Origin of the sequence: Pseudomonas sp. NY15463, assembly GCF_048068415.1 — a bacterium.
GTDB lineage: Bacteria > Pseudomonadota > Gammaproteobacteria > Pseudomonadales > Pseudomonadaceae > Aquipseudomonas > Aquipseudomonas mosselii_C.
The window spans coordinates 121,516-135,509 of sequence record NZ_JBLUQD010000003.1 but is presented as its reverse complement, the minus strand read 5'-3'; the positions used below and the strand labels follow the sequence as shown (position 1 = coordinate 135,509).

Annotated in this window: 14 protein-coding genes; all 14 read right to left on the bottom strand. The window is 59.3% G+C overall.

Features of this window, described 5'->3' with window-relative positions:
• Positions 1 to 17: 17 nt before the first annotated feature.
• Complete coding sequence (locus tag ACNFIC_RS08475) at positions 18 to 785, bottom strand: SDR family NAD(P)-dependent oxidoreductase (RefSeq protein WP_138220774.1); 768 nt, start codon at positions 783 to 785, stop codon at positions 18 to 20.
• Between the two features lie 764 nt (positions 786 to 1,549).
• Positions 1,550 to 3,385 (bottom strand): glutamine--fructose-6-phosphate transaminase (isomerizing), encoded by a 1,836-nt coding sequence (gene glmS, locus ACNFIC_RS08470; RefSeq protein WP_138220775.1) that lies wholly within the window; start codon positions 3,383 to 3,385, stop codon positions 1,550 to 1,552.
• Positions 3,386 to 3,397: 12 nt separating this feature from the next.
• Positions 3,398 to 4,165 (bottom strand): DeoR/GlpR family DNA-binding transcription regulator, encoded by a 768-nt coding sequence (locus ACNFIC_RS08465; protein WP_138220776.1) that lies wholly within the window; start codon positions 4,163 to 4,165, stop codon positions 3,398 to 3,400.
• 196 nt (positions 4,166 to 4,361) lie between these two features.
• Positions 4,362 to 5,729, bottom strand: a complete 1,368-nt coding sequence (gene glmU, locus ACNFIC_RS08460; RefSeq protein ID WP_138220777.1) for a bifunctional UDP-N-acetylglucosamine diphosphorylase/glucosamine-1-phosphate N-acetyltransferase GlmU — start codon at positions 5,727 to 5,729, stop codon at positions 4,362 to 4,364.
• Positions 5,730 to 5,851: 122 nt separating this feature from the next.
• Positions 5,852 to 6,271: a F0F1 ATP synthase subunit epsilon gene (locus ACNFIC_RS08455; protein ID WP_054893003.1), complete on the bottom strand. Its 420-nt coding sequence runs from the start codon at positions 6,269 to 6,271 to the stop codon at positions 5,852 to 5,854.
• A 44-nt stretch (positions 6,272 to 6,315) separates the two neighbouring features.
• On the bottom strand, positions 6,316 to 7,692 hold the full coding sequence (gene atpD / locus ACNFIC_RS08450) for a F0F1 ATP synthase subunit beta (protein ID WP_138220778.1): 1,377 nt from the start codon (positions 7,690 to 7,692) through the stop codon (positions 6,316 to 6,318).
• A gap of 27 nt (positions 7,693 to 7,719) precedes the next feature.
• The gene (gene atpG, locus ACNFIC_RS08445; protein ID WP_138220779.1) at positions 7,720 to 8,580 is read right to left on the bottom strand and encodes a F0F1 ATP synthase subunit gamma; all 861 of its coding nucleotides are present in this window, start codon (positions 8,578 to 8,580) and stop codon (positions 7,720 to 7,722) included.
• A 48-nt stretch (positions 8,581 to 8,628) separates the two neighbouring features.
• On the bottom strand, positions 8,629 to 10,173 hold the full coding sequence (gene atpA, locus ACNFIC_RS08440; protein ID WP_138220780.1) for a F0F1 ATP synthase subunit alpha: 1,545 nt from the start codon (positions 10,171 to 10,173) through the stop codon (positions 8,629 to 8,631).
• 21 nt (positions 10,174 to 10,194) lie between these two features.
• Positions 10,195 to 10,731 (bottom strand): F0F1 ATP synthase subunit delta, encoded by a 537-nt coding sequence (locus ACNFIC_RS08435; protein WP_138220781.1) that lies wholly within the window; start codon positions 10,729 to 10,731, stop codon positions 10,195 to 10,197.
• A gap of 12 nt (positions 10,732 to 10,743) precedes the next feature.
• Positions 10,744 to 11,214, bottom strand: a complete 471-nt coding sequence (locus tag ACNFIC_RS08430; RefSeq protein ID WP_138220782.1) for a F0F1 ATP synthase subunit B — start codon at positions 11,212 to 11,214, stop codon at positions 10,744 to 10,746.
• A 57-nt stretch (positions 11,215 to 11,271) separates the two neighbouring features.
• Positions 11,272 to 11,529 carry a F0F1 ATP synthase subunit C gene (gene atpE, locus ACNFIC_RS08425; protein WP_003097235.1) on the bottom strand — a complete coding sequence of 86 codons (258 nt, stop codon included), beginning with the start codon at positions 11,527 to 11,529 and terminating at the stop codon, positions 11,272 to 11,274.
• 144 nt (positions 11,530 to 11,673) lie between these two features.
• Positions 11,674 to 12,543, bottom strand: a complete 870-nt coding sequence (atpB, locus tag ACNFIC_RS08420; RefSeq protein WP_138220783.1) for a F0F1 ATP synthase subunit A — start codon at positions 12,541 to 12,543, stop codon at positions 11,674 to 11,676.
• A gap of 16 nt (positions 12,544 to 12,559) precedes the next feature.
• Complete coding sequence (locus tag ACNFIC_RS08415) at positions 12,560 to 12,967, bottom strand: F0F1 ATP synthase subunit I (RefSeq protein WP_008092225.1); 408 nt, start codon at positions 12,965 to 12,967, stop codon at positions 12,560 to 12,562.
• Between the two features lie 149 nt (positions 12,968 to 13,116).
• Entirely contained in the window at positions 13,117 to 13,989 is an 873-nt protein-coding gene (locus tag ACNFIC_RS08410) for a ParB/RepB/Spo0J family partition protein (RefSeq protein ID WP_138220785.1), read from the bottom strand.
• Positions 13,990 to 13,994 lie beyond the last annotated feature (5 nt).

Sequence of the window (13,994 nt, the reverse complement as noted above, 5' to 3'; positions counted from 1 at the left end):
CTGCATTTTTCTTCTGGTTAGATTGCGGTATAGCCATTGTCGGCAAACAAATGCGCACCATTGACGAAACTTGCATCATCACTGGCCAGGAACAGTGCTGCGCTCGCAACTTCTGATGGTTTGCACAGACGCCCCTGCGCAGCAGCAATGGCCTCTTCCGTGACATCCACGCCATGTTTTTGCAACGTTTCGATTTCGCGCAGGCCGTGTGCGGTAGCAATGAAACCTGGGCAAATCGCGTTGGAACGGATTCCGCGATCTCTGAACTCCACCGCAATCGCCCTGGCGAACATGTGTGTGGCGCCTTTACTGGTGCAGTACAAAACCTCCATGGGCGTGCCTACCACCGCAGAGATCGAGGACGTGGACACTATGCTGCCACCACCCGCTGCAAGCATGCCTGGCAAGACCGCCCGAGTGACCAGGAACATGCTCTTCACGTTAACTGCCATGATGCGGTCCCATTCCGCCTCGCTTGTTTCAAGGAAAGGCAGCGCGGAAAGAATGCCGGCATGGTTCATGAGTACCGTGATCGGCCCGAACGCTTCCTCTACGGCTGCCACGGCAAGCTGCACCTGAGTCGCATCCGAAACATCCGCAGGCGAGAACACGACGTCATACCCTTCGCTACGAAGCCGCTCGGCCACTTCGGCACCTTTGCTGGAGGGAAGATCGACGATGCCTACCTTGGCCCCTTCTGCCGCGAACAGCTCCGATGCGGCCAGACCGCATCCACCCGCACCGCCAGTGATCAACGCTACTTTTCCTTGCAAACGTCCCGTCATGAGTAGCCTCCGAGCAGCGCAGATGAACAACGCGGCTTTCGCAATGTGAGTTTTTTTTTTGTCACGGCTCGACCTGATCCGTGCGCTGAAGCATGACCCGAATAGGCATCAAGCTCCATATACCAATCGGTATACAAAATCTCTTTTTCACGAATGGATGGGTGGAGTACCAACTCGCCTGGCGAGAGGACAAAAATACAGATGGAGACGCTGTTCAGCGCTTAACTAAATGTTTATGAGGCCTTACAAAAGTCCGAAAATAAGAATTATATATTTTGCAATTGATTCAATTTGCATAGGATGTGACCAACGCAGGGCTACATCTCGGCCAGGAAACGCTCGCGAAGGGTTTGCTTACGCTTACCCGCGTACTGCTTACCTCGCCTTCAGTATTGCGCTCAGGCCCCAGGTGGACCAGATAGTGATGCTGCTGGTCAATAATCTGCGAGTGGTACACCGGCAATGATTGACCACTGCAGGAGAGGTGCGCCTGTAGCGCGCAAGAGCCCTGGCTTTGAGCCGGTTGAGGGCTGAAAAATGGTCGGCAGCATCAAAGCGCCGCTCATTACGCGTTTAAGGAAAATTGTTCGGGGTTTTCACAGAAATATTTTTCCATCGAGCATGATTAAAAAGCAAGCGTTGCCGATATGATCGGCCGAGACCACGAGCCTCCCTAAGGAAGATCATGGTCTCGTGAGACAGCTTTTATTGTTTCAATACCGCTTTAATTGTCGAAAACTAAGACTGGACAACAGCCCACAGCATCACTCCACCGTCACCGACTTGGCCAGGTTCCGTGGCTGGTCGACGTCGGTACCCTTGAGCACCGCCACGTAGTACGACAGCAATTGCAGCGGCACGGTATAGAGAATCGGCGCCAGGGCGTCGGCTATGTGCGGCACGTTGATCACGTGGGTGCCTTCGCCGTTGCTCATGCCGGCGTGCTCGTCGGCGAACACCACCAGCTCACCGCCACGAGCGCGCACTTCCTGCAGGTTGGACTTGAGTTTTTCCAGCAGTTCGTTGTTCGGCGCCACCGTGACGACTGGCATGTCGTTATCCACAAGCGCCAGCGGGCCGTGCTTGAGTTCACCGGCTGGATAGGCTTCAGCGTGGATGTAGGAGATCTCCTTGAGCTTCAGCGCGCCTTCCATCGCCACCGGGTACTGCGCACCACGGCCAAGGAACAGGGTGTGGTGCTTGTCGGCGAACAGTTCGGCGGTCTTCTCGACCACGCCGTCCATCGCCAGCGCCTCGCTCAGGCGAGTTGGCAGGCGGCGCAGCTCATCCACAAGCTCTGCCTCGACACCGGCTTCCAGGGTGCCGCGCACTTGGCCCAGGGCCAAGGTCAGCAGCAGCAGGGCTACCAGCTGGGTGGTGAAGGCCTTGGTCGATGCCACGCCGATTTCCGGGCCTGCCAGGGTCAGCAGGGTCAGGTCGGATTCGCGTACCAGCGAGCTGATGCCCTTGTTGCAGATCGCCAGGCTGCCAAGGAAACCCAGTTCCTTGGCGTTGCGCAATGCCGCCAGGGTGTCGGCGGTTTCACCGGACTGGGAGATCGAGACGAACAGCGTGTCCTGCTGCACCACCACCTTGCGGTAGCGGAACTCGCTGGCCACCTCGACCTGGCAAGGAATGCCGGCCAGGCTTTCCAGCCAGTAACGGGCAACCATGCCGGCGTGGTAGCTGGTGCCGCAGGCGACGATCTGGACGTTGCGGACCTTGCCGAACAGCTCCGCCGCCTGAGGACCAAAGGCCTGGACCAACACGTGGTCCTTGCCCAGGCGCCCTTCGAGCGTGCGCTGCACCACCGCTGGCTGCTCGTGGATCTCCTTGAGCATGAAGTGGCGGTACTTGCCCTTGTCGGCCGCCTCTGCGCCGTCGCTGTACTGCACGGTCTCGCGTTGCACCGGCTGGCCAGCCTGGTCCCACACCTGCACCGCGTCACGACGGATTTCGGCGATGTCGCCCTCTTCGAGGTACATGAAGCGGTCGGTGACCTGGCGCAGTGCCAGTTGGTCGGAGGCGAGGAAGTTTTCACCGAGCCCCAGGCCAATCACCAGCGGGCTGCCACTGCGCGCGGCGACCAGGCGATCCGGCTGGCTGACGCTGATCACGGCCAGGCCATAGGCGCCGTGCAGACGCTGGACCGCCACCTTGAGCGCATCGGTCAGGTCGGGGGTGGTCTTGAGCAGGTGATGGATCAGGTGGACGATCACTTCGGTGTCGGTCTGCGAGTCGAAGGTGTAACCCAGGGCCTTGAGCTCTTCGCGCAGCGCTTCGTGGTTCTCGATGATGCCGTTGTGCACCACCGCCACCTGGTTACCCGAGAAGTGCGGGTGGGCGTTGTGCTCGGTCGGTGCGCCGTGGGTCGCCCAGCGGGTGTGGGCGATACCCAACTGGCCCTTGAGCGGATCGTCCTCGACGGCTTTTTGCAGCTCGCTGACCTTGCCGATGCGGCGACGGCGTTGCAGCTCGCCCTGCTCGGTATAAACGGCCAGGCCGGCGCTGTCGTAGCCGCGATATTCCAGACGCTTGAGGCCTTCGACCAGAATGGCTGTGATGTTGCGCTCGGCAACGGCACCCACGATTCCACACATAAGTTGTTGCTCCTAGCTGATAGCGGCGCAGATCAGATTGACGCCGCGGGCTTGAATGCGCTCGCGTGCCTCGGCGGGCAGGCGATCATCGGTAATTAGCGTATTGACGCTGCCCCAAGGCAGCTCGAGGTTGGGGATCTTGCGACCGACCTTGTCCGATTCGACCATCACGATCACTTCGCGGGCCACTTCGGCCATGACACGGCTCAAGCCCAGCAGTTCGTTGAAGGTCGTGGTGCCGCGCTCCAGGTCGATGCCATCGGCACCGATGAACAACTGGTCGAAATCATACGAGCGCAGCACTTGCTCGGCCACCTGGCCCTGGAACGACTCTGAGTGCGGGTCCCAGGTGCCACCGGTCATCAGCAGCACGGGCTCGTGCTCCTGCTCGCTGATGGCACGGGCGACGTTAAGCGAGTTGGTCATCACCACCAGGCCCGGCTGGCGCCCGAGCTGCGGGATCATCGCAGCCGTAGTGCTGCCGCTGTCGATGATGATGCGCGCATGCTCACGTATGCGCTGCACTGCCGCCTTAGCGATGGCCTGCTTGTACAGCGACACCGGCTGCACGGTTTCGGCCAGCAGTTCCTGGGGCATGGTGACAGCACCGCCGTAGCGACGCAGCAGCAGGCCATTGGCTTCAAGGGCGGCCAGGTCCTTGCGGATGGTCACTTCGGAGGTTTCGAAACGCTTGGCCAGGGCGTCGACACTCACCTCACCCTGCTCGTTGAGCAAGGCGAGAATGTTGTGACGACGTTGCGGTGTATTTCGTTTCGACATTTTGGCGTTAAGTTTCGATTCGAAAGATAAGAGGTGCAATCAAAACCTAAGCCGCCACGTTAGTCAAGCGTAGGCATACAGGTGCCTGCCAGACCAGCCTCGCAATCGCCGAGTACCGCACTGCCTGGTTATCCACAGAATGAAAAAGCCGGCTTATTCACATAAGCCGGCCTGTGTAAAAAGCACTGTGGATAAGTCAGCTCTGCTTGATCTTTTCCGGGCGCTTCCAGCCTTGGATGTTGCGCTGGCGCGCACGCGCCACACCCAGCTGGCCGGCCTCGACCGTCTGAGTGATGGTCGAGCCCGCCGCAGTGGTGGCGCCTGCCTGGATTTCCACAGGGGCGACCAGCGAGTTGTTCGAGCCGATGAACACGTCCTCACCCATGACCGTGCGGAACTTGTTGGCACCGTCGTAGTTGCAAGTGATGGTGCCGGCGCCGATGTTGCTGCGGGCGCCGATCTCGGCATCACCCAGGTAGGTCAGGTGGCCAGCCTTGGCCCCTTCGCCCAGGCGTGCGTTCTTCAGCTCGACGAAGTTACCCACGTGGGCCTTGGCTTCTAGCACACTGCCCGGGCGCAAGCGGGCGAATGGGCCGGCATCGCTGCCCTCCCCCATGACGGCGCCTTCAAGGTGGCTATTGGCCTTGATCACCACGCCCTTGCGCAGGATGCTGTCCTTGATCACGCAGTTCGGGCCGATCTGTACGTCATCCTCGATGACCACCTTGCCTTCCAGCACCACGTTGATGTCGATGAGCACATCACGACCTACCGTGACCTCGCCGCGGACATCGAAACGGGCCGGGTCGCGCAGGGTGACTCCCTGAGCCATCAGGCGGCGGCCTTCGCGCAGCTGGTAGTGGCGCTCCAGTTCGGACAACTGCCGGCGGTCGTTGGCGCCTTGCACTTCCATGGCGTCATGTGGCTGCTCGGTGGCAACCACCAGGCCATCGGCCACGGCCATGGCGATCACATCGGTCAGGTAGTACTCGCCTTGGGCGTTGTTGTTGGACAGGCGGCCCATCCAGTCGGCAAGACGCTTGGCAGGCATGGCCAGAATACCGGTGTTGCCTTCAGTGATAGCCTTCTGCGCTTCGCTGGCGTCCTTGTGCTCGACGATCGCCAGCACCTGGCCTTGCTCATCACGCACGATACGGCCATAGCCGGTCGGGTCAGCAAGGTTTACCGTGAGCAAACCCAGCTGCGTGGCACTGACCTTGGCCAGCAGGCGTTGCAAGGTATCCACTTCGATCAGCGGCACATCGCCGTACAACACCAGTACGGTGTCGGCAGTGATGGCCGGGAGTGCCTGGGCCACCGCATGCCCTGTACCAAGCTGTTTGTCCTGCATGACGAAGTTCAGGTCGTCTGCTGCCAGGCGTTCGCGCACCTGCTCGGCGCCATGGCCAATCACCACATGGATACCGTTGGGGTGCAGTTGGCGTGCGCTGTGGATAACATGGCCGAGCATGGAATTGCCCGCTACCGGGTGCAGCACCTTGGGCAGCGAGGAGCGCATGCGGGTGCCTTGGCCTGCGGCGAGAATGACGATATCGAGGGACATTGACTGGCTACCGATCCGGGGCGGTCAGCGATGTGACCGAAGAAGAAATTCAGAAAAAGAAAAAGGGTAGCCGAGGCTACCCTTTAACTCAATCGCAATGCAGGTGACCGGCCAAAGCCAGATTACTTGCCTTTGCGCAATTGCTGGACAGTACGCAGCTGAGCTGCAGCCTCGGCCAGACGTGCGGCGGCAGCGCCGTAGTCGAAGTCCGAGCCTTTAGTGTTCAGCGCGTTCTCGGCAGCCTTGAGGGCTTCCTGAGCCTGAGCTTCGTCCAGGTCGGCAGCACGCTGCACGGTGTCGGCAAGAACCTTGACCATGTTTGGCTGCACTTCGAGGAAGCCACCGGAGATGTAGAACACCTCTTGAGTGCCACCCTGCTTGGTCAGCGTGATCGGACCAGGCTTGAGATTGGTGATCAGCGGCGCATGGCCTGGAGCGATACCCAGATCGCCCAGGTTGCCGTGCGCTACTACCATCTCGACCAGGCCGGAGAAGATCTCTCCTTCTGCGCTGACGATGTCGCAATGGACTGTCATAGCCATCTGCTTGCCTCAACCTGATTAGCGCCCCTTGCGGGGCGCCGGGATTACAGTTTCTTGGCTTTCTCGATCGCTTCGTCGATGCCGCCGACCATGTAGAACGCTTGTTCTGGCAGGTGGTCGTAGTCACCTTTGAGGATGCCGCTGAAGCCAGCGATGGTGTCCTTGAGCGAGACGTACTTGCCTGGCGAACCGGTGAAGACTTCGGCCACGAAGAACGGCTGCGACAGGAAGCGCTGGATCTTACGAGCGCGGGCAACCAGTTGCTTGTCGGTCTCGGACAGCTCGTCCATACCCAGGATCGCGATGATGTCCTTCAGCTCTTTGTAGCGCTGCAGAACATACTGAACCTGACGGGCAGTTTCGTAGTGCTCGGTACCGATCACGTTCGGGTCCAGCTGACGGGAAGTCGAGTCCAGTGGATCGACCGCTGGGTAGATACCCAGGGAGGCGATGTCACGGGACAGAACGACGGTGGCGTCCAAGTGGGCGAAGGTGGTGGCTGGCGACGGGTCGGTCAGGTCGTCTGCAGGTACGTATACGGCCTGGATCGAGGTGATCGAACCTTCCTTGGTGGAGGTGATGCGCTCTTGCAGAACGCCCATCTCTTCAGCCAGGGTCGGCTGGTAGCCTACTGCCGAAGGCATACGGCCCAGCAGTGCGGATACTTCGGTACCGGCCAGGGTGTAACGATAGATGTTGTCGACGAACAGCAGAACGTCGTTACCTTCGTCACGGAACTTCTCAGCCATGGTCAGGCCGGTCAGCGCTACGCGCAGACGGTTTCCTGGTGGCTCGTTCATCTGACCGTAGACCAGCGCTACTTTGTCGAGAACGTTGGAGTCCTTCATCTCGTGGTAGAAGTCGTTACCCTCACGAGTACGCTCACCCACACCGGCGAACACGGAGTAACCGCTGTGCTCGATGGCGATGTTACGGATCAGTTCCATCATGTTAACGGTCTTGCCGACACCGGCACCACCGAACAGACCGACCTTACCGCCCTTGGCGAACGGGCAGACCAGGTCGATAACCTTGATGCCGGTTTCCAGCAGGTCGTTGCCGCCTGCTTGGTCAGCGAACGAAGGGGCAGCGCGGTGGATACCACGACGCTCTTCTTCACCGATCGGACCGGCTTCGTCGATTGGGTTGCCCAGAACGTCCATGATACGGCCCAGAGTGGCCTTACCGACTGGAACGGAGATGGCCGCGCCCGTGTCGACAACGTCCAGACCGCGCTTCAGACCTTCGGTCGAGCCCATCGCAATGGTACGAACCACGCCGTCGCCCAGCTGCTGCTGAACTTCGAGAGTGGTTTCCGCGCCTTGAACTTTCAGCGCGTTGTAAACACTCGGCACGACGTCACGTGGGAATTCCACGTCGATGACGGCGCCGATGATTTGAACGATACGTCCGCTACTCATAGCTGGATCCTCTGAATATTTGAACCGTTAAACCGCGGCAGCGCCGCCGACGATTTCCGAGATCTCCTGGGTGATCGCAGCCTGACGCGCCTTGTTGTAGATCAGCTGGAGTTCGCTGATCAGGTCACCGGCGTTGTCTGTGGCGTTCTTCATGGCGATCATCCGGGCTGCTTGTTCAGCAGCGTTGTTCTCGACCACCGCCTGGTAAACCTGCGACTCCACGTAACGCACCATCAAGCCGTCCAGCAGCTCTTTTGCGTCGGGTTCGTACAGGTAGTCCCAGTGGTGCTTGAGTTCCTGATCCGGGGTTGCCACCAACGGTACCAACTGCTCTACCGTCGGTTTTTGGGTCATGGTGTTGATGAACTTGTTCGAAACCACCGAGAGGCGATCGATACGGCCGTCCAGGTAGGCGTCCAGCATCACTTTGACGGAGCCGATCAAGTCGTTGATCGATGGCTCTTCGCCCAGGTGGCTGATCGCGGCTACGACGTTGCCGCCAAAGATGCGGAAGAAAGTCGCACCCTTGCTGCCGATCACGCACAGGTCGATTTCCACGCCCTGTTCGCGGTTTTCGTTCATGTCCTTGACCAGGGCCTTGAACAGGTTGGTGTTCAAGCCACCGCACAGACCACGGTCACTCGTCACCACGATATAACCGGCGCGCTTTACAGGGCGCTCGATCATGAACGGGTGGCGGTATTCCGGGTTGGCGTTGGCCAGATGACCTATCACCTGGCGGATACGCTCCGCGTAAGGACGGCTAGCAGCCATGCGCAGTTGTGCCTTGCGCATTTTGCTGACCGCCACTTTCTCCATGGCGCTGGTAATTTTTTGCGTGCTTTTGATGCTCGCAATCTTACTGCGAATCTCTTTTGCGCCTGCCATGTATCACCTATCAGGTTAGCAAGCGGGGGCCGCAGCCCCCGCTGCGGCTTACCAGGTCTGGGTGGCCTTGAACTTCTCGATACCGGCTTTCATGCCAGCGTCGATTTCGTCGTTGAAGTCACCCTTCACGTTGATCTTGGCCATCAGTTCGGCGTGATCACGGTTGAAGAAGGCGATCAGCGCTTGCTCGAAGCTGCCGACCTTGGAGACTTCTACGTCAGTCAGGAAACCACGCTCAGCGGCGTACAGCGACAGGGCCATGTCAGCGATCGACATTGGCGCGTACTGCTTCTGCTTCATCAGCTCGGTAACGCGCTGACCATGCTCCAGCTGCTTGCGGGTCGCTTCGTCCAGATCGGAAGCGAACTGGGCGAATGCAGCCAGTTCACGGTACTGAGCCAGAGCGGTACGAATACCACCGGACAGCTTCTTGATGATCTTGGTCTGAGCGGCACCACCAACGCGGGATACCGAAACACCGGCGTTCACTGCAGGACGGATACCCGAGTTGAACATGGCCGATTCCAGGAAGATCTGACCGTCGGTGATCGAGATCACGTTGGTCGGAACGAACGCAGAAACGTCGCCAGCCTGGGTTTCGATGATCGGCAGCGCGGTCAGCGAGCCAGTCTTGCCGGTAACAGCACCGTTGGTGAACTTCTCGACGTACTCTTCCGAAACGCGCGATGCACGCTCCAGCAGACGGGAGTGGAGATAGAACACGTCGCCTGGGTACGCTTCGCGTCCTGGTGGACGGCGCAGCAGCAGGGAGATCTGACGGTAGGCAACAGCCTGCTTGGACAGGTCGTCGTAAACGATCAGTGCGTCTTCACCGCGGTCACGGAAGAACTCGCCCATGGTGCAGCCGGCGTACGGGGCCAGGAACTGCAGTGCGGCGGATTCCGAGGCGCTGGCGGCAACCACGATGGTGTTGGCCAGGGCGCCGGCTTCTTCCAGCTTGCGAACAACGTTGGCGATGGTCGACTGCTTCTGGCCAACGGCCACGTATACGCAGAAGATGCCGCTGTTTTTCTGGTTGATGATCGCGTCGACCGCCATGGCGGTCTTACCGATCTGACGGTCACCGATGATCAGCTCGCGCTGGCCACGGCCAACCGGAATCATGGCGTCGACCGACTTGTAGCCAGTCTGTACAGGCTGGTCTACCGATTTACGCCAGATGACGCCCGGAGCGACCTTTTCGACCGCGTCGGTTTCGGTAGTGGCCAGAGGACCCTTGCCATCGATCGGGTTACCCAGAGCGTCGACGACGCGGCCCAGCAGGCCTTTGCCGACTGGAACTTCCAGGATACGACCGGTGCACTTGGCGCTCATGCCTTCGGCCAGGGTGGTGTAGGCACCCAGGACAACTGCACCCACGGAGTCTTGCTCCAGGTTCAGTGCCATACCGTAGACGCCGCCCGGGAACTCGATCATTTCGCCGTACATGACGTCGGCCAGACCGTGGATCCGCACGATACCGTCGGAAACGCTTACGACGGTACCTTCGTTGCGGGCTTGGGAGCCGACATCGAGTTTCTCGATGCGACCCTTGATGATTTCACTAATTTCGGAAGGATTGAGTTGCTGCATTGCTCTGCTGCCCCTTCAAACTCAAGATTTCAATGCTTCGGCCAGTTTCGCGATTTTGCCGCGAACCGAGCCATCGATTACCAGGTCGCCGGCGCGGATGACGACGCCGCCGATCAGGCTGGCATCCTCCGACGCGTGCAGGCGCACTTCCCGGCTGAGCCGTGCACTGAGAACCTTGGCGAGTTTGTCTTGCTGTTCTTGGTTCAACGCAAAAGCACTGGTGACTTCCACGTCCACGGATTTCTCTTGCTCGGCCTTGTACAGGTCGAACAGAGCGGCAATCTCCGGCAGAAGCAGGAGACGGTCGTTTTCCGCGGCAACATGAATGAAATTCTGTGCCTGAGCGTCGAACTTGTCACCGCACACTTCAATGAATGCGGCGGCCTTGTCTGCGCTAGTCAGTTGCGGGGCCTTGAGCAGGCGCTGCATGGTGCCGTCTTGCGACACCGCAGCAGCCAGGCCGAGCATGGCTGACCAATTGGCCAGTTGCTGATGGGCCTGGGCATGCTCAAAGGCAGCCTTAGCGTAAGGTCGGGCCAACGTGGTCAGTTCTGCCATGATCGCCCTCGCTTAAATTTCAGCGGCCAGTTTGTTAACCAGCTCCGCATGCGCGTTTTGATCGATTGTGGCGCCAAGGATCTTTTCAGCACCGCCAACGGCCAGGGCACCCACTTGGGCACGCAGGGCGTCTTTGACGCTGTTAATTTCCTGTTCGATCTCGGCTTGAGCCTGAGCCTTCACACGGTCAGCTTCGACGCGAGCCTGTTCACGGGCTTCCTCGACAAGCTGAGCAGCGCGTTTCTTGCTTTGCTCAATGATTTCGGCTGCCTGTGCCTTCGCTTCACGCAGTTGCTGACCCGCTTTCTCTTGGGCCAGCTCCAGGTCGCGAGCTGCGCGGTTGGCAGCGTCCAAGCCGTCGGCAATCTTCTTTTGGCGCTCTTGCAGAGCAGTGATGACCGGAGGCCATACATACTTCATGCAGAAGAACACAAAAATAGCGAAAGCAACGGTTTGGCCAATCAGGGTTGCATTAATGTTCACGCCAACACCTCGCTCGGTCTTTGTCCATCACACCAATCAACTCGTAGAAACGAGTGATTAGCCGGCGATCTGACCAACGAAGGGATTCGCGAAGGTGAAGAACAGAGCAATACCAACACCGATCATGGTTACGGCGTCGAGCAGACCGGCAACGATGAACATTTTGACCTGCAGCATCGGAACCATTTCTGGCTGACGAGCAGCGCCTTCCAGGAACTTGCCGCCCAGCAGGCCGAAACCAATGGCGGTACCCAGAGCACCCAGGCCGATCAGCAGAGCAACAGCGATAGCGGTCAGACCAACTACAGTTTCCATCTTTCCTCCCGACTTTTACGTCGTATTGGTTAGGTTTTTAGTTTGAAGCGGTAAAACAAATCGTTTGGTACAGCTTGCCCTTGCGGACTTTATAAAGCCTTCCCCCGCAACTGGCGGGAAGGCTATCAGACACGCCAGGCGGTCTTAATGGTTATCTTCATGAGCCATCGACAGGTAGACGATGGTAAGCATCATGAAGATGAAGGCTTGCAGGGTGATGATCAGAATGTGGAACACCGCCCACGCCCACTGCAGCACCACACCCAGGCCGCTGAGCCACAGGATGCCGGCGCCGAACATCACGGCAATCAGGATGAACACCAGCTCGCCGGCATACATGTTGCCGAACAGACGCAGTGCCAGGGAGATTGGCTTGGCGATCAGGGTGACGAATTCCAGCAGGAAGTTCACCGGGATCAGCAGCGCCTGAACGAACAGGTTCTTGCTACCAAACGGGTGCAGGGTCAGTTCGCCGATGAAGCCGCCGAGGCCCTTGATCTTGATGCTGTAGAAGATGATCAGTGCGAACACGCTCAGGGCCATGCCCAAGGTCGCGTTCGGATCAGTGGTCGGCACGGCACGGAAGAAGATGTGCTCATTGCCCGACAGCTTCTGTGCAGCCCACGGCAACCAGTCGACCGGAACCAGGTCGATGGCGTTCATCAGGAACACCCAGGCGAAGATGGTCAGCGCCAGCGGGGCGATCACCGCGCTGCGGCCGTGGAAGGAGTCCTTCACGCTGCCATGGACGAAGTCCACCAGCACTTCGACGAAGTTCTGCAGGGCGCCAGGCTGCCCGGAGGTAGCCTTCTTGGCCACCATGCGGAAGATGAACAGGAAGATCAGACCCATCGCAACGGACCAGCCCAGGGTGTCCAGGTGGAACGCCCAGAAGCCCATTGCCTTGGCTTCTGCAGCCGAATGGGCCAAGCCCCAGCTGCCGTCTGGTAGTTGACCGTAGGTCAGGTTCTGCAAGTGGTGCTGGATATAGCCCGAAGCGGTTTCTGCTGCCATGGTTGCCTCAAACGCCCTAAGGTCTCGAAAGTCTTTTATTCATCAGCAGGGGCGCGAACCAGCTGACCAAAAGGGTCAGCACGAAGACGCCGAATACTGCCAACGGCGCCAATGGCTTCACTCCTGCAAAGGTCAGTGCAAACAGCACTGCCGTCAAAATCATCTTGCCTGCCTCGCCTGCGTAGAACGACTTGACGATGGCCTGCGCCGCCCGGGCTCCGCTGAAGCGAAAAGCCTTCCAGGCGAAATACACGTTGGGTAGCCAGGCGATCAGCCCTCCACAGAGGCCTGAATATCCACTGACCGCCCCTTTCCACTGCCACAACACCAACGTTGCCAGCAGCAGGACGACAAATTGAGCCAGCAGTACCGGAAAAACCGCCCAGCGATGGAAAGGCAGGCGGTTTGGCGTGCGTATTTCCATCAAAACTGCTCCTCGAAAGTCGACCGCCTAGTCAGTAACGACTTGGCATAATTTGTGCCGACAAAATGCGCGCAGAGTATAGGGGTGGATTAACCCCTATTCAACTATTGGGTAGTGATTTCCGACTGCGCGCTACAACGGGAATTGTTTCAGCGGATGTGAGCGAGCACGCCCTGTAACTCGTCCAGCGAGTTGTAGCGAATGACCAGCTGACCTTTACCCTTGTTGCCATGGCGGATTTGCACCGCAGAGCCCAGGCGCTCTGCCAGACGCTGTTCGAGGCGTGCGATATCCGGATCAGTTTTGCTCGGCTCGACCGGCTCAGGTTTGCCACTCAGCCACTGGCGCACCAGTGCCTCAGTTTGGCGCACGGTGAGCCCACGTGCGACAACATGACGCGCCCCCTCTTCCTGGCGATCCTCCTCCAGGCCGAGCAAGGCACGTGCATGACCCATCTCCAGATCGCCGTGGGCGAGCATGGTCTTGATCGCCTCGGGCAGCGTGATCAGACGCAGCAGGTTGGCCACGGTCACCCGCGACTTGCCCACGGCATCGGCCACTTGCTGCTGGGTCAGCTCGAACTCCTGTTGCAAGCGCTGCAGGGCGAGGGCTTCCTCGAGTGGGTTGAGGTCCTCGCGCTGGATGTTCTCGATCAGCGCCATCGCGATGGCTGCTTCATCGGGCACTTCGCGAACCATCGCCGGGATGCTGTCCAGCCCGGCCTGCTGGGTCGCGCGCCAGCGACGTTCACCCGCGATGATCTCGTAACGGTTGTCGCCAATCGGGCGGACCACGATCGGCTGCATGACGCCGTGGCTGCGGATCGAGTGCGCCAGCTCTTCGAGCGCCTGCGGATCCATGTCGCGACGTGGTTGATACTTGCCGCGCTGGATCAGCTCGACCGGCAGTTGTTGCAGTTCTTTCTGGTCGATCTTGACCGCCTGCGCTTCGAGAGTGCTGACGGAAGGACCACTGAGCAGAGCATCCAACCCACGTCCGAGACCGCGTTTCTTGATGGCCATGCGGA